This is a genomic window from Microcoleus sp. S13C4 (assembly GCF_036700865.1).
In the GTDB taxonomy this organism is placed as follows: domain Bacteria; phylum Cyanobacteriota; class Cyanobacteriia; order Cyanobacteriales; family Microcoleaceae; genus Microcoleus.
The window spans coordinates 1-20,373 of sequence record NZ_JAUBPS010000098.1 but is presented as its reverse complement, the minus strand read 5'-3'; the positions used below and the strand labels follow the sequence as shown (position 1 = coordinate 20,373).

Genomic DNA, 20,373 nt, shown 5'->3' with positions numbered 1-20,373 from the left:
CTTTTTTTTGAACCTATACACACCAAGGCTTTTGGCTTTTTGTTTCCCATCCTGCCTCCGCTGGCTGACTCCTCTTTTAACTATGGGGTCTTTTTTTTTTTGCAAGATGGGACTTTTGGGGGGAGTATCTACCGCGCATGGGTACAATATCTCTACGTGTAGATATTCTATATAGATGTTCGATCGCCCGCTTATGAAAAAATCTGCTGCTCGCCCTACTGCCTTGTTTGTTACCTGCGCTTTACTGCTGATCGCTTGCAGTCAGACGAACACTCCCCAAACCTCTACTACAGCATCTCCGGCGACTTCGCCCTCTCCCGGTGCTTTGCCAGAGGGTTCGCCTGGTGGGGGTAGTTCCAACACTATATCTATAGGTATTGGGGTAGCCCAAACTAGCAATGTGGCTTTACTGGGTCAAGAACAGATGGCTGGGGCAAAAATTGCCCAGAAGTATTTCAACGATCAAGGCGGGGTGGATGGGACGCCTATTAAACTGGTGTTCCAAGATACCGGTGGAGATGAACAAGGGACTATTAATGCTTTTAATACTCTGATCAATCAGGATAAGGTCGTGGGTATTGTGGGGCCCACCCTGTCACAACAAGCTTTTAGTGCCGATCCGATCGCCGATCGCGCAAAAGTTCCCGTACTCGCACCATCCAACACTGCTAAAGGCATTCCCCAGATTGGCGATTATGTGGCCAGAGTCTCCGCGCCTGTCGCCGTAGTAGCACCTAATGCGGTGAAAGCTGCACTGAAGCAAAATCCCAATATTAAGAAAGTCGCTGTGTTTTTTGCTCAGAATGATGCTTTTAGCAAATCTGAGACTGAAACTTTTCAGACAACCGTTAAAGATATGGGACTGGAATTGGCAACAGTCCAAAAATTCTTGACTACTGATACAGATTTCCAATCTCAAGCTACTAACGCGATAAATGTCAACCCCGATTTGATAATTATTTCCGGGTTAGCCGCCGATGGAGGCAATTTAATTAAGCAATTGCGGGAGTTGGGCTACAAAGGTGCGATCATTGGGGGCAACGGTCTGAATACTTCTAATGTATTTGCTGTTTGTAAAGCACTCTGTGATGGAGTTTTGATTGCCCAAGCCTACAGCCCGGAATACGAAAATGAAGTTAATAAGGCTTTTCGCGATGCTTATCGCGCTCAATTCAAGAAAGAACCGCCTCAGTTTAGCGCTCAGGCTTTTACTGGCGTACAAGTTTTTGTTGAGTCATTAAAGGCAATTAATGCTAAGTCTAAGGTTAGTGAAAAGCCGTTAGCCGAGTTACGTACAAATTTGAATCAGCAGTTGTTGGGTGGCAAATACAATACGCCTTTGGGGGAAATTTCTTTTACGCCTGAAGGTGAAATTAATCAGAAAGAGTTTTATGTGGCACGGATTAAGATGGAGGCGGATGGCAATAATGGTAAGTTTGAGTTTTTGAAATGATTGGAGAGGCAAGTTGAGCAACGGATTCCTTCGACAAATTTAAGGCAGTTAACAGATGTCGGGAAGACCGAAGAAGTAAGAGGGAAGAGGGAAAATCCGTGACGTATTTGTTGTTAAATGATTTTAGTGTGATGCTCAATTTTTAACGGGTGATGGACTTAACTCTGTTTTTGCAACAATTTCTGAATGGTTTGTCGATCGGCAGCGTGTATGCTATTTTTGCTCTGGGCTATACGCTGGTGTTTTCGATTTTGGGAATTATTAACTTTGCTCACGGTGCAGTATTTACCTTGGGTGCTTATTTCACCTATGCGCTGATGGGAGGGACTTTCGGTTTTAATGGGTTGTGGGCTAATGCTAGAATTCCCGTGGAATTGCCTTTTGCTGTGGCGTTAATTTTGGGCAGTGTCATGGCTGGTGTAGTGGGAGTAATTGTGGAACGAGTTGCTTTTTTGCCTTTGCGTCGCAGACACTCAGATTCTCTGCTGACAGTGGTTTCTAGTTTGGGTGTAGCAGTGGCGATCGCCAATATCATCCAATATCTTGTAGGTGCGGAGATTTACACTTTTCCTGCTAACACTTACCGCTATTTGCCTGCTGCCATTAACTTCGGTACAGCGGATAAACCGATTCCAATTCGGACTGTTCAAATAGTAATTTTTGCGGTATCAGTTGCGATTGTGGCTGTCTTAACTTACTTAATAAATTTCACTAAGTTTGGCAAAGCAATGCAGGCGGTGGCTGAAGATGCTACTACTTCTAGTTTGTTGGGGATTGATACCGATCGATACATTGTATTGACGTTTTTTGTGAGTAGTTTTCTGGCTGGTTTGGCGGGGAGCTTGGTGGGTTCTAGTGTGAGTATTGCTGGGCCGTATTTTGGTATTGCTTTTGGTTTGAAGGGTTTGGCGGTGATTGTGCTGGGGGGGCTGGGGAGTATTCCTGGGGCGGTTTTGGGTGGGTTTATGATTGGTTTGGTTGAGGCTTTTGTGCCTGGTGATTTTTCGGCTTATAAGGATGCTGTTGCTTTTGGTATATTGTTTCTTATGCTATTGGTTAGACCGCAGGGTTTGTTTGGACGGCGTTTGATTCAGAAAGTCTAGGCTGATTTGCAGGGCATCTCCTAAGCCTAGACGGTGTGGAAAAGGGAAAACGGGTTTCGAGCAAAGACTATAGCTAAACCAGCCCGTCTCAACTGTTGTGGAGTTTTATGTACTTACCTATAAAACTTATTCATACCTCAGAGGCAGTTTGATGAATTCGGAAGTTCCATTAATAGTAAGCGATCGCCTTTTTTTGCGATTAGCCAATCAAGACGATATCTGCAAAATAATTAAATTTTACAGAGACAATCAAATATTTTTTACTCCCTGGCACCGACAGTGGGCGGAGGAATTTTTAACGGAAAGTTATTGGGAAAAACAAGTAGAGAAAGATTTTCAAGGCTTTAAATCTGACAGATCTTTAAAGCTATGGATTTTTGAGAAGGATAATCCTGAGTATATTGTCGGTAACGTTAATTTTGATAATTTTGTACGAGGGGCCAGTCATTTCTGCTTTTTGGGATATAATCTGGCAGAATCGCAACAAGGTAAAGGTTATATGACAGAAGCTGTAAAAATAGCAATTCAATATGTTTTTGAAGAGTTAAATTTACATCGTCTTATGGCAAATTATATGCCTAACAATCAGCGTAGCGGTCATGTACTTAAAAGATTGGGATTTGTGGTGGAAGGTTATGCTAGAGACTATTTATTAATAAATGGTCGGTGGGAAGACCATATTCAGACTAGCTTAATAAATCCCAATTGGAAACCAAGCTAACCCGATTTTTTTAATAACTTCTAATCTCAAATATCTAAAATCAAATGGCTACGTTTTTTACTACTTATGGGTTTCTGATTGTCTCGATGTTGCTGGGTGCAATGTTGGGAATGTCGCTGTATTTGCCTCTGATGACTGGTCAGTTGTCTCTGGCTAGCCCTGGTTTTTATGCGTTGGGTGGGTATATTGCGGCGATTTTATCTACGACGGTGTTTAAGCCGACAGGGGGTTTATTTCCCCTGCCACTGCTGTTATTGGAGATGATAATTGCAGGGGTTGTTTCGGGGTTGCTGGGGATTTTGGTGGGAATTCCGGCGCTGCGGTTGAGTGGGATTTATTTGGCGATCGCAACTATTGCTTTTGTGGAAATTTTGCGGGTTTTATCGCTGAATCTGGATATCACTGGCGGGGCTGTGGGCATTTTTGGGATTCCGCAACCGTTTGGGACGCCGATCGAGTATTTGTGGATTGTATTGCCTTTACTGTTGGTAAGTATGGCGATCGTCTATCGGCTGGAACGGATTCGGGTGGGGCGGGCTTTTGCGGCGATTCGGGCTGATGAGTTGGCGGCTGATGCGATCGGCATTAACCCAACTTTTTATAAGGTTTTGGCTTTCACGTTAGGTGCTGTTTTAGCTGGTGTGGTGGGTGCTGTTAGCGCTCATTTCCTCAATACTTGGAACGCCCGTCAAGGTACTTTTGATGCTAGTATTATTTACTTGACTTCTGTGTTGATTGGTGGTAGCAGAACGTTTCTGGGAGCAGTTTTGGGTGGGATGGTATTTACTGCTTTGCCGGAGGTTTTGAGGGGAATGGCGACTATTCAGGGATTGCCGATTTGGTTGGCACAATTTCTGCGGGATGGGCGGTTAATTATTTTTGGGTGGCTGATTGTTTTGGGGACAATCTTTTTTCCGCAAGGTTTGGTTACGCCGGCGTTGTTGAAGAGGTGGAGGAAGGGCGATCGTACTTCTGTTTAAAAGTCATAAATCGTTAGAAAGTTCTGGCAAATATCGCGCGCCCTGCCACATTTTATAGGAAACTTTTTAGGCGTTCCTTAATCAGGGTATGAAAAAAATAAGTGGAAAATTCAGAAGCTTTGTGATACTGGTTTCTATGATTTGCATATTTAGCTTTTCATACCGTAAATCAGGAAAGCCATTTTTTAGTCAACACAAACTAAAGTCTTTACTACCAACCATTTTAATTGTGTGCAATTAAACCAACATCATATTCTGCCAAATCTTAAGAGTTTTATCACTGCTACCGCTAGCCAACAACTCTCCTTCATGACTAAAATTAACCGAATAAACCGAGTTAGTATGACCCCCAATATTACAAATTTCTTGACCGTCTTTCACTCGCCAAATCTTGATAGTTTGATGGCTGCTGCTAGCCAGAATCTCCCCATCGGGACTAAAAGCAATAGAATCAACATACCAAGAATGTCCTCTGATAGTTAAAACTTCTTGCCAATCTTTGACCCACCAAATCTTAATAGTATTGTCGTGGCTGCCGCTAGCCAAAAATTCTCCATTTGGACTAAAAGCTATGCAGCGAACAGAGTCTGTATGACCTGTAAGTGTGCGAATTAGCTTCCCATCTTTAACTCGCCAAATTTTGACTGTTCTGTCCCAACTGCAGCTAGCAAGAGTTTCTCCATCAGGGCTAAAAGCAACAAAATAAACTAAATTGGTGTGACCCGCAAGCGTGCGAATTTCTTGCCCGTCTTTGACTCGCCAAATCTTGATTGTTTTGTCCCAACTGCTGCTAGCAATAATTTCGCCATCGGGACTGAAAGCTGCGCCGTAAACTGAGTTAGTGTGACCGATGAGGGTGTGGATTTCTTGTCCATCTTTCATCCGCCAAAGTTTTACTGTTTTGTCGTGGCTGCTGCTGGCTAGCATCTGTCCGTCCGGGCTGAAAGCTACTGTATAAACCGAGTTAGAATGTCCTGTGAGGGTGACAATTTCTTGCCCGTCTTCAACTCCCCACAGCTTGATTGTTTTGTCATCGCTGCCGCTGGCTACAACTTCTCCGTTGGGGCTAAAGGCAACAGAGTAAATTAAGTTTTTGTGTCCTGTTAAGGTGTGAAGACATTGCCAGCTATAGGTTTGCTGTTGGGGCGGGGCGGAAGGTTTTCCGGGTTTAACTAACTTGGAATTTGTTTGAGGAATTGCTAGATCGATCGCAACTTGGGGATTAATTTCTTTTAATACTTCCACAGCCGTTTGATAGCGGCGGTTGGTAGCGTTCTCAATCATTTTGTCTAAAATTTTCCCGAGTTGTTCACTCACCGGGTTGTTGGCCAAATACTGCCGCCATATCCAGGCATCTTCACCAGGATCGAAGAGGTCAAAAGGGGAAACTTGAGTTAGCAAATACAAACAAGTTACGCCTAAACTGTACAAATCGCTGCTAAAAAATGCTTTGCCTCTAGCTTGTTCGGGGGCAATGTATTCGGGGCTGCCGATGCTGGTTCCTGTTTTGAGTAATGCTGTACCTGTGGCAATTTTTGCGGCGCCAAAGTCTACTAAAACTAATTGTTTGTCGGCGCGGCGGATGATGTTTCCGGGTTTGATGTCTCGGTGAATAACGTTGTGGGAATGGATGAAGTGAAGGACGGGTAATAAGCTATTGAGTAAGTCTTGAATTTGATTTTCTGTAAATGTGCCTTCTGTTTCTACAATTTGTGCTAAATTTTGCCCGTCGATAAATTCTTGGACTACATATTGTCGGCCCTCTTGGATGGAATAGGCTAAGAGTTCGGGAATTTGAGGGTGTTTGCCCAATTCGTCTAATCGCATTGCTTCTTGTTCAAAAAGTTCGGCTGCTTTTTTGCTGTTGCGATTGCTTGCTGATGGGATGAGTTGGGTTTCTGCGGGTAAAAATTGTTTGATGACGCAGCGAGGTTTTGAGGGTTTGTCTTCGTCAACGGCGAGGAATGTTCTGCCAAAACCGCCTTGTCCGATCGCCTTTATGGCCCGGTAGCGATCGCGCAGCAGCAGTTTTGACCGACAATTTCGGCAAATTTTGGCTGCGGGAGGGTTTTGTGGCTTGGAACAGTTGGGATTTAGGCAGTAACTCATTCGATTTTGGATTTGAGGTTTTAGATTTGGGATTTTAGATAAGACGGCGGTTGAAACCGCGTCTATACCAACGATGTCCGCCGACGCGGACTGAAGAAAATAACAAAATTTTAACCGCCTTTGTCTTCAACCCGCGGAGGCGGGTTTTGTTTGTATAGACGCGGTTTCAACCGCCCGGTCTTCTTATCCCAAGGTATTTTAAAAATTCCACATAACGGGGTTATCGTCTAAATTATCGGTGACGGTACGCCCGATCGCCTCCATCTCTTTTAATTCCTCTTCACTCAATTTTACCTCACCAGCTTTAGCATTTTCGGCTGCTTGTTCCCTGTCGCGCGCGCCGACAACAATTGCATTTGTTTGTGGTGGGGAAATCAACCAAACTAAGTAGTTAAGCAAAATTAATTACATAATTAGCTTCAAATTATTTAACATTTTTTTCGGTCGATGAAACAATATCTTGCCAGCTAGAGTAGGCATCTATTTCGAGCCATTCATATTTGATAAACCGCCACAAAATCTCAATGAAATTTAATTCCGGTGAATAGCCTGAGTTGATTTAATGCTGTTTGCACTCGGGCGTAATTTTCTTTGATGAACAGCTTATTTTGGGCGCGGTGGTCGCCTTCTTCAAACTTGTGTTCTGGCCCGAGTTTACTTGTCAATCTTTCTTGAGCTAGAGATGAATAGGCAAGGATGCAGATATGATTGTCCACACAATAGGACATAGCATCTTTTTCTACCCAGCGCCAAAACAGAGAATATGGCGGTTGCAAGCTGTCGATGCGTCCGTATGGGGTGGCTTCTTCTATTGGAGTGCAGGAGAAGTGAGAAACAGCGATCGCCCGAATTTTTCCTGGTCTTTTAACTTGTTCAGGGCGTCCATTGTTTCTGCAATTGGCCCTAAGTTGGAATTCAAAGTGCCAGCGGGCCGGTGGATTTGGTAAAGGTCAATATAATCGGTGTTGAGGTTTTTTGGTTCTTCCGTATTTAGTATGCTAAATACAGAAGAACCAGATTGTTTTGGGTTTCTATCAGTTTAATCTGCTTGTGGGGTGGCTTTTACTGGTCTTACTTATTGCCTATTCCAAAGTTAGTTTAATCTGCGTGTGGGATCTGCATTCCTAGCGGGTTCCTCAAGAGATTTTCCTAAGTTAGGTGCGTAGTGGGAACTCTACATAATCTTAGGCACTTTAAAAAACTCTCCATCGCGATCAGGAGCTCCCTCCAAAATACTTTCTCCCTTAGCAAAAGGTTGCAAATCGTCCGATCGCATTACATTACTAACATCGATCGCCCGCGTTGTCGGTTGCACTTTACTCGTATCTAGTTCACTCAACTGCTCGAAATAATCCAAAATACCGTTAAGTTGACCAGTAAACTGCTCTTCTTCTTCGGGCGTTAATTCCAATCTCGCTAAATTCGCTACTTTCCGAACTTCTTCTCTGTCAATCATAAAAATCGGGAATGGGGAATGGGGAATGGGGAGTGGGGAATGGGGAATTGGTTATCAAGAATAATAACAAACAACAAACATAGAACAAATAACTAATGCCCGATGCCCCATTCCCATCCTAGTTAAAAATATACATCAATTTGCGATCGACCTGTCGTCTTCAGCCAATTTTGTACCTCAATGTAATTGTTGGGAGCCAAGCGAATAGCCTCCTTCCAATAATCTGCCGCTTTATCAAACAGCCCTTCCGCCGCTTCAAGATTGCCCGCTTCCTTTTCTTTTTCCCCTTGATAGTGGTAAATCACAGCAATATTATTCAGTGCTTGTGGCATTCTCGGATTGAGCTCCAGGGCTTCGCTGTAATATTCCAAACCTTTATCGTGTTCGCCGTTGCTAGTATGGATCAGCCCCATATTGTACAAGACATAACTGCGATCGTAAGGATCTTCCTCCAACTTCAGCGCTTCCTGATAATTTTCCAGCGCTTCAGCATATTCGCCATCTGCTTGAGCTGACATACCATCTCGGTAATAAGCAAAAGCTTCCTTCGCCTGCTTTTTCGCCGGCATCATCTTCAGGATGATATCAGCCATTACCGTGAAACTTTTGTCAATAAAGTTATCGTTGCGTTGAGTTCTTGGCATATGCGATTCTTTGGTTAGTGGCTAATCATAAAAATTAGCCTGTAAAGTTTTCCTATTAATAATTGCGCCCCTGCTGTAGTGGGCCGTGGTGTTGAGGGCGCTAAAAAGTTTAGTCGATCGCAACTGCGAACCTTAAAACACGCCCTTGGGTTTAACACTCTCGCAAGCTCTATCTATTTTATATAAGTCTTGCAAGACTTGCAAAAAAACTAGATTTCTTTAACCTCTCTCGCACTCTACACAAAACTTACAAAAACCCGCACCTGTGGAAAAAGTTCGGCTGGAGGGTGCAGGGGCAATTCTCTTCGATGGCTTTCCTTCGGATTGCGAAAACTAAGGCCAACGGGCGAGCGCGCACCGTACCCTACTAACGGTAGCCATAATCCCCCCTCGTTGACCCTCAGAGCAAACAAGCAAATAGCCTGCCGAGGAGAAATTCAATCACAAAGTTTTATTAAGCTATCCGAGTTCAGCCTATACTTAAAAGTTATTCGGCAAAACACTAGCAATATTTTGCCCCAAAGTCAAGGGAAGCCTCAAAAAAAATTAGAAACCCGATCGCCAAAACCAGCTCGAATTCCCGCAATATATAATAAAAATAACCGGGTAATTTTCACAGAGAGAAACCTATGGCTCCGAATCCCACCATTATGCAAGCCGTCGAACAACTTGGCTACCGCGTTACGGTTGGAGACGTGGCGGCAAAAGCTGGATTAGATGTTAATTTTGCCCAACGAGAACTGTTAACCCTCGCCTCCGAAGCAGGTGGCAACCTGCAAGTAGCAGAGTCCGGCGACATTGCCTACCTATTTCCCAAAAACTTTCGAGATATTTTGCGAAACAAATTCTTGCGCTTGCAGTTGCAGGAATGGTGGCAAAAAATCTGGCGAGTTTTATTTTACCTGATTCGGATATCTTTTGGCATAGTGCTGGTAGCTTCCATCCTCTTAATTTTTGTTGCTATCACGATTTTACTCTCCAGCGGCGATAGCAATAACGGGGGTGGAGGAGGAGAGGGTGGCGGCGGGGGTGGCAGAGGTGGCGGCTTTTTGTTTTTTCCGTACTTCTGGAACGACTTAATCTGGATATTTTACTGGAACCATGACCAACCATACTACCAGCAGCGATCGCGCTTAACTGGCCAAAAACCCCAGATGAGTTTTCTGGAAGCAGTTTTCTCCTTTATATTTGGAGATGGCAATCCCAATAACAATCTAGAAGAGCGCAAATGGAGCGATATTGCCACTGCAATCCGCAACAACCGAGGCGCAGTCGCCGCCGAACAAATTGCCCCGTATCTCGACAATCTCGGACAGGGATACGCCCAAGAATACGAAGAATATATGCTACCGGCTCTCGCGCGTTTTGACGGCCGTCCCGAAGTCAGTCCCGAAGGGCAAATAGTCTACCACTTCCCGCAATTGCAAACCACAGCCACCGAGAGAAATACTGAACCAGTAGCAGCTTATTTGCGAGAAATGCTGTGGCGTTTCAGCCACGCCAGCTCCGGCCAAGTCATGCTTGCAGCAGGGTTGGGAGCCGTCAATCTGGTTGGTGCGCTAGTTTTGGGGAATCTATTAGCTAAAAGTGCGATCGCAGGTGGATTTATCGGTTTAGTCAGCGCTGTTTATCCCATAATCATGATTTACGGCGTCGGGTTTCTCGCCATTCCTTTAATTCGCTACTTCTGGATTCAGTGGAAAAATAGCCGCATAGAAGCCCGCAATCAAAAGCGTCAGCAGCGAGCAATGTTATTAAACGAACCCGATGCAAACTTGAGCAAAAAACTGGCCTACGCCCGGGAATTTGCAGCAGAAAACGTTCTGACTGGAGAAGACTTAGCTTATACCACAGAAACGGAATTAACACAACAAGAACTAGAACAGTCAGCAAAAATAGATACCGAATGGCAGCGCAGGATCGATCGCTCAGACAACTTGTAATAATGACAAAAAACAGTTGTTTGTTGTTAAGTTGCGTAGAACTAAAATCTTGCACCCATTTCAATACCCGGTAAGATGCCTGTTGCACAATAAAATATCTTTGTTGTGTGTAGAACGGGCTTCTAGGCCGTTGCTAAGAAGGGTAAAAAATGTCAATCTTTACTAATGCCATAATTTTTTATACTCCGCTTTTTTTTAAATAACCTTAGGGCGTTTAAAAATCAAACAATTTTGGTCATACTTCGAGTCGTGATCCAGAGCCACAAGTTCCCACCCCTCCTCCCCTAAATGGTTAACAAATAGATGCAGCGAGCCTTGTTTCCAATCTCGCTGTTCTTCACCATTTACATATAAACTAATCAGCTTGTTTCCAAAAGGATACATATTCGCATCCACAAATAAATACTCCCACTTTTGCATAGCAATCCTTAATGTAGTTAGTTGGCAGTTGGCAGTTGGCAGTTGGCCGTAGTTATTGGTTATTGGTTGTTGGCTCTAATAACCAATGCTTTTCGGCGAAGATGCTTTTCGCCCCCCTTCCAGATTCCCAATTACCAATGCTTTTCGACCCAATTCCCAATTCCCAATTCCCAATTCCCAATTCCCAATTCCCAGCAGTTACTGGACTGCAATTCTAGCCAAAGTAGTACCCCGGTAATAGTGCAACAAAATCTGCTGGTAGCCGTATCCCTGTCTGGCCAAATTGTAGGCCCCCCACTGACTCATTCCTACAGCGTGACCGAAACCTTTGCCAGCAACTTGAAAACCCGTAGGAGCTTGGCCCGGGTTCCTGGCGCTCACACTGCCCCCGTACTGAGGAATCACTGTAAAGCGGGTACTCCTCAAATTTAGAACCTGGCGTAAATCTGCGCCAGTCATGACCCTAGAACCGCCATCTCCGATTACTTTCATTCTCAAAACGCTGCCGTAAGCGGTAGTGCGTTCTGGCTTCATCGAGATCACATTGCCCACGCCAGAAATCTTACTGCTGATTTGAGCCCGAGAAAAATTTTCTTTCCATTGGTAAACCGGCGCCCCTTGGTCGAAGTCAGGAACAGCACGCAGGTAAGGCAGAGGTTCCGTCCAAACATCCTCGACATTTTCAGTATGTCCCCCAGACGCAGAGTGGAAAACGGCTAAAATTATCTGACCGTTGTAGGCCAGAACTTGACCGGCGGTTGCATCGACTGCGGAATAAGTCCCAGAAGATTCTGTTTGCAGTCCTTTGTAAACCTGCGAAGACTGAGTGCTGTCCACGTCATAAAGGTCGGTTTCGCTTTTCAGGCGCTGGTGGATAGCGTAGGAACGGGCTGCGACTGCTTGGGCTTTCAAAGCCTCTTGAGGCCAATTGCCACTCATCTCCGCGCCGAGAACGCTGTAGAGATATTGTTCGATATCGACGTAGTTGATGGCAGTCAAGCCTCCTTTTTGGGGAACTAGAAGCGTGCGTCCCCGATACCACCGATCGCCAATCCAAACATAACCGTTCCCCGTCGGCTCGATCCAAACTTGGTTGGCCGCCCAGCGACCAATTGCCACTGTTCCCGATCGAAATTGAGCTGACTGAGAACTGTTTGCCGACAGTTCGCCCAAATTGCGCCCGCTACCGTCGCGGATTGCAGCCTTAGTAGAACTGCCGACTTTTACCTGACTTGCCCCGTCTTGTACCGCCACTCGCAAGATCAGCGCGGCCTGTGCTGGGGCTACCATTGCCAGCCAAAACAACAGCGAAATCCAAAAGTAGCGTTTTTTTAATGTCGAAAAAACGGAACCAAAAAATACTCCTGACTGCATTTGAAAATTTTCCTCCTGTGCTGTATGAGTTTAAGAATTTTTAAGGGAAGGCAAGGGAAAAAGGAAGGGGAACGGAAGAAACAAAACGTTAGAATTGGGTGGATCACTCTGTACGCTTGTCAAAAATGATTTTAGCGAAGAGATGTTCGCAGGAACAGCGATTTATCCCGGTTCCTGCCTGCGGCTATTTCCTATATGTCGGATTTGTCGCACTCTGGATATATGTAACATATTTTTTAAGACTTAATTGAGGTGATTTGACTCTTGCAGATTACATTTCTCGGAACTAGCTCCGGTGTCCCCACGCGATCGCGCAACGTTTCCAGCATCGCCCTCCGCTTGCCCCAGCGAGCGGAACTCTGGCTGTTTGACTGCGGCGAAGGAACTCAGCACCAGTTTCTCCGCAGCGATCTCAAAGTCAGCCAACTGAGCCGTATTTTCATCACTCACCTGCACGGCGACCACATTTTCGGCTTAATGGGTTTGCTGGCTAGCTGCGGTTTGGCGGGGAATGTCAAGCGCATCGATCTTTACGGGCCTGCGGGACTTGAAGAATATTTGCAAGCTGGTGTTCGCTATTCTCAAACTCATTTTTCTTACCCGGTTAAGGTACACAAAATTCACGAGGGAGTCATCTATGAAGATGACGAATATATTGTTAGCTGCGGCCCTTTGAAGCACCGAGTTACTGCTTTTGGTTATCGAGTAACTGAGAAGGATCGTGCCGGACATTTTGATGTAGAAAAAGCAAAGGCTGTGGGTATTCCTTCTGGGCCACTTTACGGTGAATTAAAACAAGGAAAGACGGTAAAGTTAGAGGACGGGCGCCAGTTTAAAGGTACTGATTTTTGTGGCCCGGATCAAATCGGGCGCAAGTTTGTTTATTGTACTGACACGGTTTTTTGTGACGGGGCCGTGGAATTAGCGAAGGATGCTGACTTGTTGGTACACGAAGCTACTTTTGCTCATCAAGATGCTCAAATGGCCTTCGATCGCCTGCATTCAACTTCGACAATGGCGGCTCAAGTGGCTTTGACGGCTGGGGCGAAACAGTTAATTATGACCCATTTTAGCCCGCGTTACGCTCCGGGGAATGCGATCGTCCTGGATGATTTGCTCAAGGAAGCGCAGGCAATTTTTCCCAATACGAAAATGGCCTATGACTTTTTGACTTACGAAGTGCCGCGCCCTGTTTAAAACTAGGGTTAATCTGACCTGAGATGTGACAGCATTTTCAATAAGGGCGATCGGGGCGGGCTCTGGGGTCCACCCCACAAGAAAATTTTAAATATCACTGACATTGATAATAATACCAGTGTCAACTATATTAAACACAAATATTTATTAAATTTACCATGACATTTGAAATTGGACTATTAGGAAAGCTAGCACCAGCAATGGCTAAACTGGCAGAAATAGGATTCAAAGAAGCTATGAAAAAATTGAATCCTAGCGATTTTGAAAAAGCTTGTATTTGTGCGCTCAAAGCTGCCGATAAAAATAAATTATTCTCTGCTTGCGAACAGGGTGTAGTCGAAGATTTTCTTAAAAGTTTCTTGACGGGTGCAGCACTTCCAGAACTCCTGAAACCTTTCAACGACCAAGAAAAGCCTCAAGTTGAGTTTTTAGTTGCAGCCTTTAATGCGACAGTCCCAGAACACAAGAAAATTCAAGACAGATTCGCTCCCGAAAAACTGCATGATTGGTTGGAGGTTTTTGCTGAAACCTATTTCCATAAAACAAGTAGTTATTTAAGGTTTCAAGTTGCCAAAGCAGACTATTTGAAGCAACTGGCTAACTGCTTTGACGATGTTAAATTTGCTGGCATTGCAGTCGAAGATCAGGCAATCGAAAAATCTGAAAAATTAGCTCAGATTTTTGTAATGCCCGATGTCTTGGAAGAGGTAAATATTCATGTTCGATTGGATATCCAAGAATTGGAAGAAGGCAAAAACCTGCAACAGATGCAGAGAGAAACTCGCTCTGCTAAAAATTTTTTAGCATCACAATTATTGAAACAAAATCAATCGAATAAATTTGTATTGCTGGGCGCTCCTGGTTCTGGCAAGACAACTTTACTGAGCTTTTTTGCGGTGATGTTGGCTCAGGATAATCCAGAAAAAATCGGCTTATCTCCTGGGATAGATTGCTTGCCGATTTTGATTAGAATTCGGGATTTTGCTAGGCTTTCAGATATCAATCTCCTTGACTATGCCCGCCAGTTTGCTGAGAAAACTATGTCCGTGAAACTGCTGCCAGAAGGCTTTTTTGAGTATTGGCTGGCCGACGGTAGGGCGATGATTTTGTTGGATGGATTGGATGAGGTTGTGGAAGAATCCAAGCGCTATGCGGTGGTGCAGCAAATTGAGAATTTTTTGGGGCAGTATCATCAAAATCTGGCAATTATTACTTCTCGCCCTGCTGGTTACAAACGCGATTTTTTTAAAACTTCTGAGTTTGAACACTATCAGTTACAACTGTTTGATGATGCTAAGGTTGATGAGTTTATTAATCGCTGGTACGACAGCCGCGTTCGAGATGCGTCGGAAGCTCAACGTCGCAAAGATAGCATTAAAAAAGCTCTGGATGACAACGATCGAATTAAATTGTTGGCGAGAAATCCGCTATTGCTGACAATCATTGCTTTGATTCACCGCTATCAAGCTGTACTGCCGAAGGCACGCCACAAGCTTTATGAAAAAGCTGTGGAGACACTGTTAAAGAATTGGGATGCTAACAAAAACATGACTGATAAGTCAGTCTTCAAATGTTTAGATGCAGAGGACTTACGGCGGCTGATGGAAATTCTCGCCTATTGGATTCACACTCAGGGTAGTACGGATAATCCTGAAGGCGGGACGCTGATTGCGATGGATGATTTGTTAGATCAGTTAACTAAGAATATTAAAACAAAAAAACAGGTTGAACTGTTCAAGGCAAAAGAGGAAGCTAAACGATTTGTTGATTTTATTCAACAGCGGACGGGATTGCTCAACGAACAAGGACAAGATTTGTACGCTTTTGTACACAAGACTTTTCAAGAATTTTTGTGCGCTCAGGAAATCGGCTATCAGGCAGATGATGACGAGAATTTTGAGATTGTTCTCAATCATATTCGAGAGCATTTGCATGACCCCCACTGGCGGGAAGTTTTGCTGTTGTTGATTGCTCAACAAAAACCGAAGAAAGCGGCGAAAGCGATGCGGGCAATTTTGGCAGCGAATAGCGATCATGAGGAATGGTTGCACCGCGATTTGTTTTTTGCTGGCAGTTGCCTTGCTGAAAATATTAAAGAGTTAAAGGTGGCAGATTCCAGTCTAACTGTGAAGATTTTGGAGAAGTTGGTTGAGTTGGAGGTAAGAGGTGAAGCACTGGTTGGTGGCAGAGTTCGCTCTCAGGTTTTGCAAATCCTTTGCAGTATGAGTGAGACTGAGTTTGAGGCGCAAACTTTGCAACTTTTGAAAGCAAAGGGCGTTGATCAAGAGCGGTTGTGGAGATATCAAGCAGGATTAGGGGAAAAAGAAGCCGCCATCAGTTCCCTGTTGCTACGTCTCGAAGATGAGCATTATATGGTGCGTTACTTTGCAGTAAAAGCCTTGGGCGAGTTGGGAAATGATTCAGCAGCAGTCATCGGTGCCTTGCTGCTACGTCTCGAAGATAGGAATAGCTTGGTGCGTGTCTCGGCAGTATATGCCTTGAGTCATTTGGGAAATACTTCCGAATCCGTCATCACTTTTCTGCTACTACGTCTCGAAGATGTTGATAACTCGGTGCGTGCCTTGGCAGCAGAAGTTTTGGGTAACTTGGGAAATGCTTCTGAAGCTGTCATCAGTGCCTTGCTGCTACGTCTCGAAGATGGGGACTATAAGGTGCGTTATTTTGCAGCATATGCCTTGGGTAAGTTTGGAAATGCTTCAGAAACCGTTATCAGTATCCTACTGCTAAGTCTTGAAGATGGTGATAACTCAGTGCGTAGTGAGGCAGCAACAGTTTTGGGTAACTTGGGAAATGCTTCAGAAGTCGTCATCAGTGCCTTGCTGCTACGTCACAAAGATGAGGATAACTTTGTACGTTTCTTTGCAGCAGAAGCATTGAGTAAGTTGGGAAATGCTTCAGAAGCCGTCATCAGTGCCTTGCTGCTACATCTCGAACATGGAAATCACTCGGTGCGTTGCTTTGCAGCAAAAGCATTGAGTAAGTTGGGAAATGCTTCAGAAGTCGTCACCAGTGCCTTGCTGCTACGTCTCAAAGATGGGGACTATAAGGTCCGTGCCCAGGCAGCAGAAGCCTTGGGCAAGTTGGGAAATGCTTCAGAAGCCATCACCAGCGCCTTGCTGCTACGTCTCGAAGATAGGAACGAGGATGTTCGTGCCGAGGCAGCAGAAGCCTTGGGTAACTTGGGAAATGCTTCTGAAGCCGTCACCAGTGCCTTGCTGCTACGTCTCGAAGATGGGGACTATAAGATCCGTGCTCAGGCAGCAGAAGCCTTGGGCAAGTTGGGAAATGCTTCAGAAGCCATCATCAGCGCCTTGCTGTTACGTCTCGAAGACAGGAACGAGGATATTCGTGGCTGGGCATCACAAGCCTTGGGTAAGTTGGGAAATGATTCAGAAGCCGTCATCAGTGCCTTGCTGCTACGTCTCGAAGATGTGTATGAGTGGGTGCGCCGTGAAGCAGTAGAAGCCTTGGGTAAGTTGGGCCTGAAATCTAGTGAGGTTTTGACTGCTGTTGTGCAATGGATCGATCGCCATCAAGATTCAGAATATGTCGGTTCAGGTATTGATGTGTTGTGGGATTTGGTGGCGGGTGAGGGAAATCGATCGCCCGTGGATTTTTAGAAGTATGTAGCTTTTGGGCCAGTAAAACCCGATCGCCCCGGAGGACTTTTGAGCAAAAATGGGGTCAGTCTGCTGTTTGACTATTAGGGCCCTCCATCCCCTTAATAACCCGGAACAGAGGTCAACTATTCAATCGAAAATCAAAAATCCCAAATCTAAAATCGATCGATTATTCAATCTAAAATCTAAAATCTCAAATCCAAAATCGGTCGCTCGCCCCCAGCGACGGCCCAGGAGGGTCAATGGTTGCTACAATCGGGGAGGGTATATGTTGTGGCTAACACTACAGCCCGTAACCCTGAAAGCTAATAGCTAAATTATTAAAAATCTGCCTCTCCTGCCATGTTTAAAAATCTGCTAGGCGATCCCAACGCGCGCAAACTGAGAAAATTTCAGCCTTGGGTAGCTGATATCAATATTTTGGAAGAAGACTTCCGCGCACTCTCAGACGACGGCCTCAGAGGAAAAACGGCCGAGTTTCAACAACGTCTGGCAAAAGCTAAGTCTCTCAACGAAGAAAAAGAGATCCTAGACGAAATCTTGCCGGAAGCTTTTGCAGTGGTGCGGGAAGCGGGACAGCGGGTTTTGGGACTGCGCCACTTTGATGTCCAAATCCTCGGCGGCATCATCCTGCACAAAGGCCAAATTGCCGAAATGAAAACCGGTGAGGGCAAAACTTTGGTGGCGACGCTGCCGGCTTACCTCAACGCCCTCAACGGTAAAGGCGTACATATCATCACCGTCAACGATTATCTCGCAAGGCGGGATGCGGAATGGATGGGACAGGTGCACCGCTTCCTGGGATTGACTGTGGGACTGATTCAGCAGGGCATGGATCAGGTGGAACGAAAGAAAAATTATAACTGCGATATTACCTACGCGACTAACAGCGAAGTCGGGTTTGACTATTTGCGCGACAACATGGCTACTGTCATGGAAGATGTAGTGCAGCGTCCTTTTAATTTTTGCGTGATTGACGAGGTTGACTCGGTGCTGATTGATGAAGCACGGACGCCTCTGATTATTTCCGGCCAGGTGGAACGCCCCAGCGAGAAGTATATGCGGGCGGCTGAGGTAGCTGCAGCTCTGAGAAAGGAAAATGAAGAACATTACGAGGTTGACGAAAAAGCTCGGAATGTGCTACTGACCGATGAAGGCTTTGGTGAAGCTGAGCGGTTGTTGGGTGTTACGGATTTGTACGACCCGGCTGACCCTTGGGCGCATTACATTTTTAATGCGATTAAGGCCAAGGAATTGTTTATTAAGGATATTAACTACATCGTCACTCCCGATCGCGAAGTCGTGATTGTGGATGAGTTTACCGGCCGCGTGATGCCGGGACGGCGCTGGAGTGACGGTTTGCACCAGGCGATCGAAGCGAAGGAACGGGCGGAAATTCAGCCAGAAACTCAGACGCTGGCGACGATTACCTATCAGAATTTCTTTTTGCTTTATCCGAAGCTGTCGGGGATGACAGGGACGGCGAAGACTGAAGAGACGGAGTTTGAGAAGATTTACAATCTGGAAGTGACGCTGATTCCCACTAACCGGATTACGAGCCGCACTGACCTTTCGGATATGGTTTACAAGGCAGAGGCCGGCAAGTGGAATGCGATCGCCCAAGACTGTGCAGAAATGCACGAGATCGGTCGGCCGGTGCTGGTGGGCACTACGAGCGTGGAAAAGTCGGAGTTGCTGTCGCGGCTGCTGCTGGAACGGAAAATTCCTCACAATTTGCTCAACGCTAAACCGGAAAATGTGGAGCGGGAGTCGGAAATTATTGCTCAAGCCGGACGGAAGGGTGCTGTGACGATCGCCACGAACATGGCCGGGCGCGGTACAGACATCATTTTGGGCGGTAATTCTGAGTACATGGGCCGCCTGAAGTTGCGCGAGTATCTTATGCCCCGGATCGTGCGGCCCGATGATGAGGACGGGTTTTCGCTAGTGCAAGTGCCCGGTATTGGCGGCCGCCCCGCACCTCAAGGTTTTGGTCAAACTGCCAAAAAGGTCAAGTCTTGGAAAGCTTCGGCGCAGATTTTCCCGACGCAGCTATCGAAAGATGCCGAGCAAATGCTCAAGGCGGCGGTGGAATTGGCGGTGAAGGAGTACGGAGAGCGATCGCTCTCGGAATTGCAAGCCGATGACATCGTGGCTATAGCTTCGGAAAAAGCGCCGACAAAAGACCCGGTAATTCAAAAATTGCGGGAAGCTTACAATTTAACTCGCCGCGAATACGATGCTTTTACCAGCACTGAACACGATGAAGTCGTGCAGTTGGGAGGGCTCCACGTCATCGGTACTGAACGCCACGAATCGCGCCGGATCGACAATCAGTTGCGGGGCCGGGCGGGACGCCAAGGAGACCCGGGTTCTACGCGGTTTTTCTTGAGTTTGGAAGACAATTTGCTCAGGATTTTCGGCGGCGAACGGGTGGCCGGTTTGATGAAAGCTTTCGGTGTTGAGGAAGATATGCCGATCGAATCTGGAATGCTGACTCGTTCCCTCGAAGGCGCTCAGAAAAAAGTCGAAACCTACTATTACGATATCCGCAAGCAGGTATTTGAATACGACGAAGTGATGAACAATCAGCGTCGAGCAATCTATGCGGAACGCCGCCGAGTATTGGAAGGTTTGGACTCCAAGGAACAGGTAATTAAGTATGCCGAACAGACGATGGACGACATCGTGGGAGCATACATCAATCCCGATTTACCTTCGGAAGAATGGGAACTCGACAAACTTGTGAGCAAGGTGAAGGAATTTGTTTATCTGCTGGCTGACATGACACCGGATCAGCTAGAAGATTTGTCCGTTGAGGAAATTAAAACATTCCTGCACGAACAAGTCCGCAATGCTTACGATATGAAAGAATCGGAAGTTAATGCAATCCGAGCTGAATTGATGCGAGATGCGGAACGGTTCTTTATTTTGCAGCAAATTGATACTTTGTGGCGCGAACACTTGCAACAAATGGATGCTTTGCGCGAGTCTGTAGGGCTGCGGGGTTACGGGCAGAAAGACCCGCTGATCGAGTACAAAACTGAAGGTTACGAGCTGTTTTTGGACATGATGACGGATATCCGTCGCAATGTGGTTTATTCGCTGTTCCAGTTCCAGCCACAGCCGGCCATGCAAGTTTCGCCAGAGATGGTTTGAACATAGTTGAAAATTGAACGGAAATGATATCGCGCAGTCTCCACCCATAATCTTTGATTTGGGTGGGGTTAGCGATATGCAATCAATAAAAGCGAAGTAATACCAATTTTCAAAAATCATGCAACAGTAGCTAGGGCTGACAAAATGTAATCCCATCCAGTTATAGATGCTAT

14 protein-coding genes and 1 pseudogene are annotated in these 20,373 nt (G+C 45.6%); 8 read left to right on the top strand and 7 right to left on the bottom strand.

Annotation, left to right across the window (positions count from 1 at the left end; genetic code table 11):
- The first annotated feature begins 193 nt into the window (after positions 1-193).
- The 4 genes from QT996_RS26120 to QT996_RS26105 all read left to right on the top strand — a co-directional run bounded on the left by QT996_RS26120 (position 194) and on the right by QT996_RS26105 (position 4,257).
- The gene (locus QT996_RS26120; RefSeq protein ID WP_333050196.1) at positions 194-1,453 is read left to right on the top strand and encodes an ABC transporter substrate-binding protein; all 1,260 of its coding nucleotides are present in this window, start codon (positions 194-196) and stop codon (positions 1,451-1,453) included.
- Between the two features lie 152 nt (positions 1,454-1,605).
- On the top strand, positions 1,606-2,556 hold the full coding sequence (locus QT996_RS26115) for a branched-chain amino acid ABC transporter permease (protein ID WP_333050194.1): 951 nt from the start codon (positions 1,606-1,608) through the stop codon (positions 2,554-2,556).
- Positions 2,557-2,707: 151 nt separating this feature from the next.
- The gene (locus QT996_RS26110; RefSeq protein ID WP_333050192.1) at positions 2,708-3,277 is read left to right on the top strand and encodes a GNAT family N-acetyltransferase; all 570 of its coding nucleotides are present in this window, start codon (positions 2,708-2,710) and stop codon (positions 3,275-3,277) included.
- 44 nt (positions 3,278-3,321) lie between these two features.
- Positions 3,322-4,257 carry a branched-chain amino acid ABC transporter permease gene (locus tag QT996_RS26105; RefSeq protein WP_333050190.1) on the top strand — a complete coding sequence of 312 codons (936 nt, stop codon included), beginning with the start codon at positions 3,322-3,324 and terminating at the stop codon, positions 4,255-4,257.
- Positions 4,258-4,494: 237 nt separating this feature from the next.
- On the opposite strand, the gene QT996_RS26100 is transcribed toward QT996_RS26105, so the two are convergent.
- The 5 genes and pseudogenes from QT996_RS26100 to QT996_RS26080 all read right to left on the bottom strand — a co-directional run bounded on the left by QT996_RS26100 (position 4,495) and on the right by QT996_RS26080 (position 8,466).
- Entirely contained in the window at positions 4,495-6,366 is a 1,872-nt protein-coding gene (locus tag QT996_RS26100; protein WP_333050189.1) for a serine/threonine-protein kinase, read from the bottom strand.
- Positions 6,367-6,564: 198 nt separating this feature from the next.
- The gene (locus tag QT996_RS26095) at positions 6,565-6,765 is read right to left on the bottom strand and encodes an aldo/keto reductase (protein ID WP_333050187.1); all 201 of its coding nucleotides are present in this window, start codon (positions 6,763-6,765) and stop codon (positions 6,565-6,567) included.
- A gap of 122 nt (positions 6,766-6,887) precedes the next feature.
- Positions 6,888-7,285, bottom strand: a pseudogene (locus tag QT996_RS26090) (aldo/keto reductase).
- 255 nt (positions 7,286-7,540) lie between these two features.
- Positions 7,541-7,822, bottom strand: a complete 282-nt coding sequence (gatC, locus tag QT996_RS26085; RefSeq protein ID WP_006635952.1) for an Asp-tRNA(Asn)/Glu-tRNA(Gln) amidotransferase subunit GatC — start codon at positions 7,820-7,822, stop codon at positions 7,541-7,543.
- A gap of 122 nt (positions 7,823-7,944) precedes the next feature.
- A complete protein-coding gene (locus QT996_RS26080; protein ID WP_333050184.1) occupies positions 7,945-8,466 on the bottom strand; it encodes a photosystem I assembly protein Ycf3 in 522 nt (173 codons plus the stop codon).
- Between the two features lie 629 nt (positions 8,467-9,095).
- On the opposite strand from QT996_RS26080, the gene QT996_RS26075 reads away from it, so the two are divergent.
- Positions 9,096-10,409 (top strand): hypothetical protein, encoded by a 1,314-nt coding sequence (locus QT996_RS26075; protein WP_333050182.1) that lies wholly within the window; start codon positions 9,096-9,098, stop codon positions 10,407-10,409.
- A 195-nt stretch (positions 10,410-10,604) separates the two neighbouring features.
- On the opposite strand, the gene QT996_RS26070 is transcribed toward QT996_RS26075, so the two are convergent.
- Entirely contained in the window at positions 10,605-10,829 is a 225-nt protein-coding gene (locus QT996_RS26070) for a hypothetical protein (RefSeq protein WP_006635949.1), read from the bottom strand.
- 198 nt (positions 10,830-11,027) lie between these two features.
- Positions 11,028-12,203, bottom strand: coding sequence for a SpoIID/LytB domain-containing protein (locus tag QT996_RS26065; protein WP_333050179.1), 1,176 nt, complete (start codon positions 12,201-12,203; stop codon positions 11,028-11,030).
- Between the two features lie 264 nt (positions 12,204-12,467).
- Between QT996_RS26065 and QT996_RS26060 the strand changes: the two genes are divergently transcribed.
- From QT996_RS26060 to secA, 3 genes are all read left to right on the top strand, one after another.
- Positions 12,468-13,400: a ribonuclease Z gene (locus tag QT996_RS26060; RefSeq protein WP_333050178.1), complete on the top strand. Its 933-nt coding sequence runs from the start codon at positions 12,468-12,470 to the stop codon at positions 13,398-13,400.
- Between the two features lie 158 nt (positions 13,401-13,558).
- A complete protein-coding gene (locus QT996_RS26055; protein ID WP_333050177.1) occupies positions 13,559-17,041 on the top strand; it encodes a HEAT repeat domain-containing protein in 3,483 nt (1,160 codons plus the stop codon).
- Positions 17,042-17,383: 342 nt separating this feature from the next.
- Complete coding sequence (gene secA / locus QT996_RS26050; RefSeq protein ID WP_333050174.1) at positions 17,384-20,200, top strand: preprotein translocase subunit SecA; 2,817 nt, start codon at positions 17,384-17,386, stop codon at positions 20,198-20,200.
- The last annotated feature ends 173 nt before the right edge of the window (positions 20,201-20,373 follow it).

What these genes read in the sequence shown, in the direction of transcription:
- QT996_RS26120 (WP_333050196.1), top strand. Translation starts at nt 194, where the DNA reads ATGAAAAAATCTGCTGCTCGCCCTACTGCCTTGTTTGTTACCTGCGCT.
- QT996_RS26115 (WP_333050194.1), top strand. Translation starts at nt 1,606, where the DNA reads ATGGACTTAACTCTGTTTTTGCAACAATTTCTGAATGGTTTGTCGATC.
- QT996_RS26110 (WP_333050192.1), top strand. Translation starts at nt 2,708, where the DNA reads ATGAATTCGGAAGTTCCATTAATAGTAAGCGATCGCCTTTTTTTGCGA.
- QT996_RS26105 (WP_333050190.1), top strand. Translation starts at nt 3,322, where the DNA reads ATGGCTACGTTTTTTACTACTTATGGGTTTCTGATTGTCTCGATGTTG.
- QT996_RS26100 (WP_333050189.1), bottom strand. Translation starts at nt 6,366, where the DNA reads ATGAGTTACTGCCTAAATCCCAACTGTTCCAAGCCACAAAACCCTCCC.
- gatC (WP_006635952.1), bottom strand. Translation starts at nt 7,822, where the DNA reads ATGATTGACAGAGAAGAAGTTCGGAAAGTAGCGAATTTAGCGAGATTG.
- QT996_RS26080 (WP_333050184.1), bottom strand. Translation starts at nt 8,466, where the DNA reads ATGCCAAGAACTCAACGCAACGATAACTTTATTGACAAAAGTTTCACG.
- QT996_RS26075 (WP_333050182.1), top strand. Translation starts at nt 9,096, where the DNA reads ATGGCTCCGAATCCCACCATTATGCAAGCCGTCGAACAACTTGGCTAC.
- QT996_RS26070 (WP_006635949.1), bottom strand. Translation starts at nt 10,829, where the DNA reads ATGCAAAAGTGGGAGTATTTATTTGTGGATGCGAATATGTATCCTTTT.
- QT996_RS26065 (WP_333050179.1), bottom strand. Translation starts at nt 12,203, where the DNA reads ATGCAGTCAGGAGTATTTTTTGGTTCCGTTTTTTCGACATTAAAAAAA.
- QT996_RS26055 (WP_333050177.1), top strand. Translation starts at nt 13,559, where the DNA reads ATGACATTTGAAATTGGACTATTAGGAAAGCTAGCACCAGCAATGGCT.
- secA (WP_333050174.1), top strand. Translation starts at nt 17,384, where the DNA reads ATGTTTAAAAATCTGCTAGGCGATCCCAACGCGCGCAAACTGAGAAAA.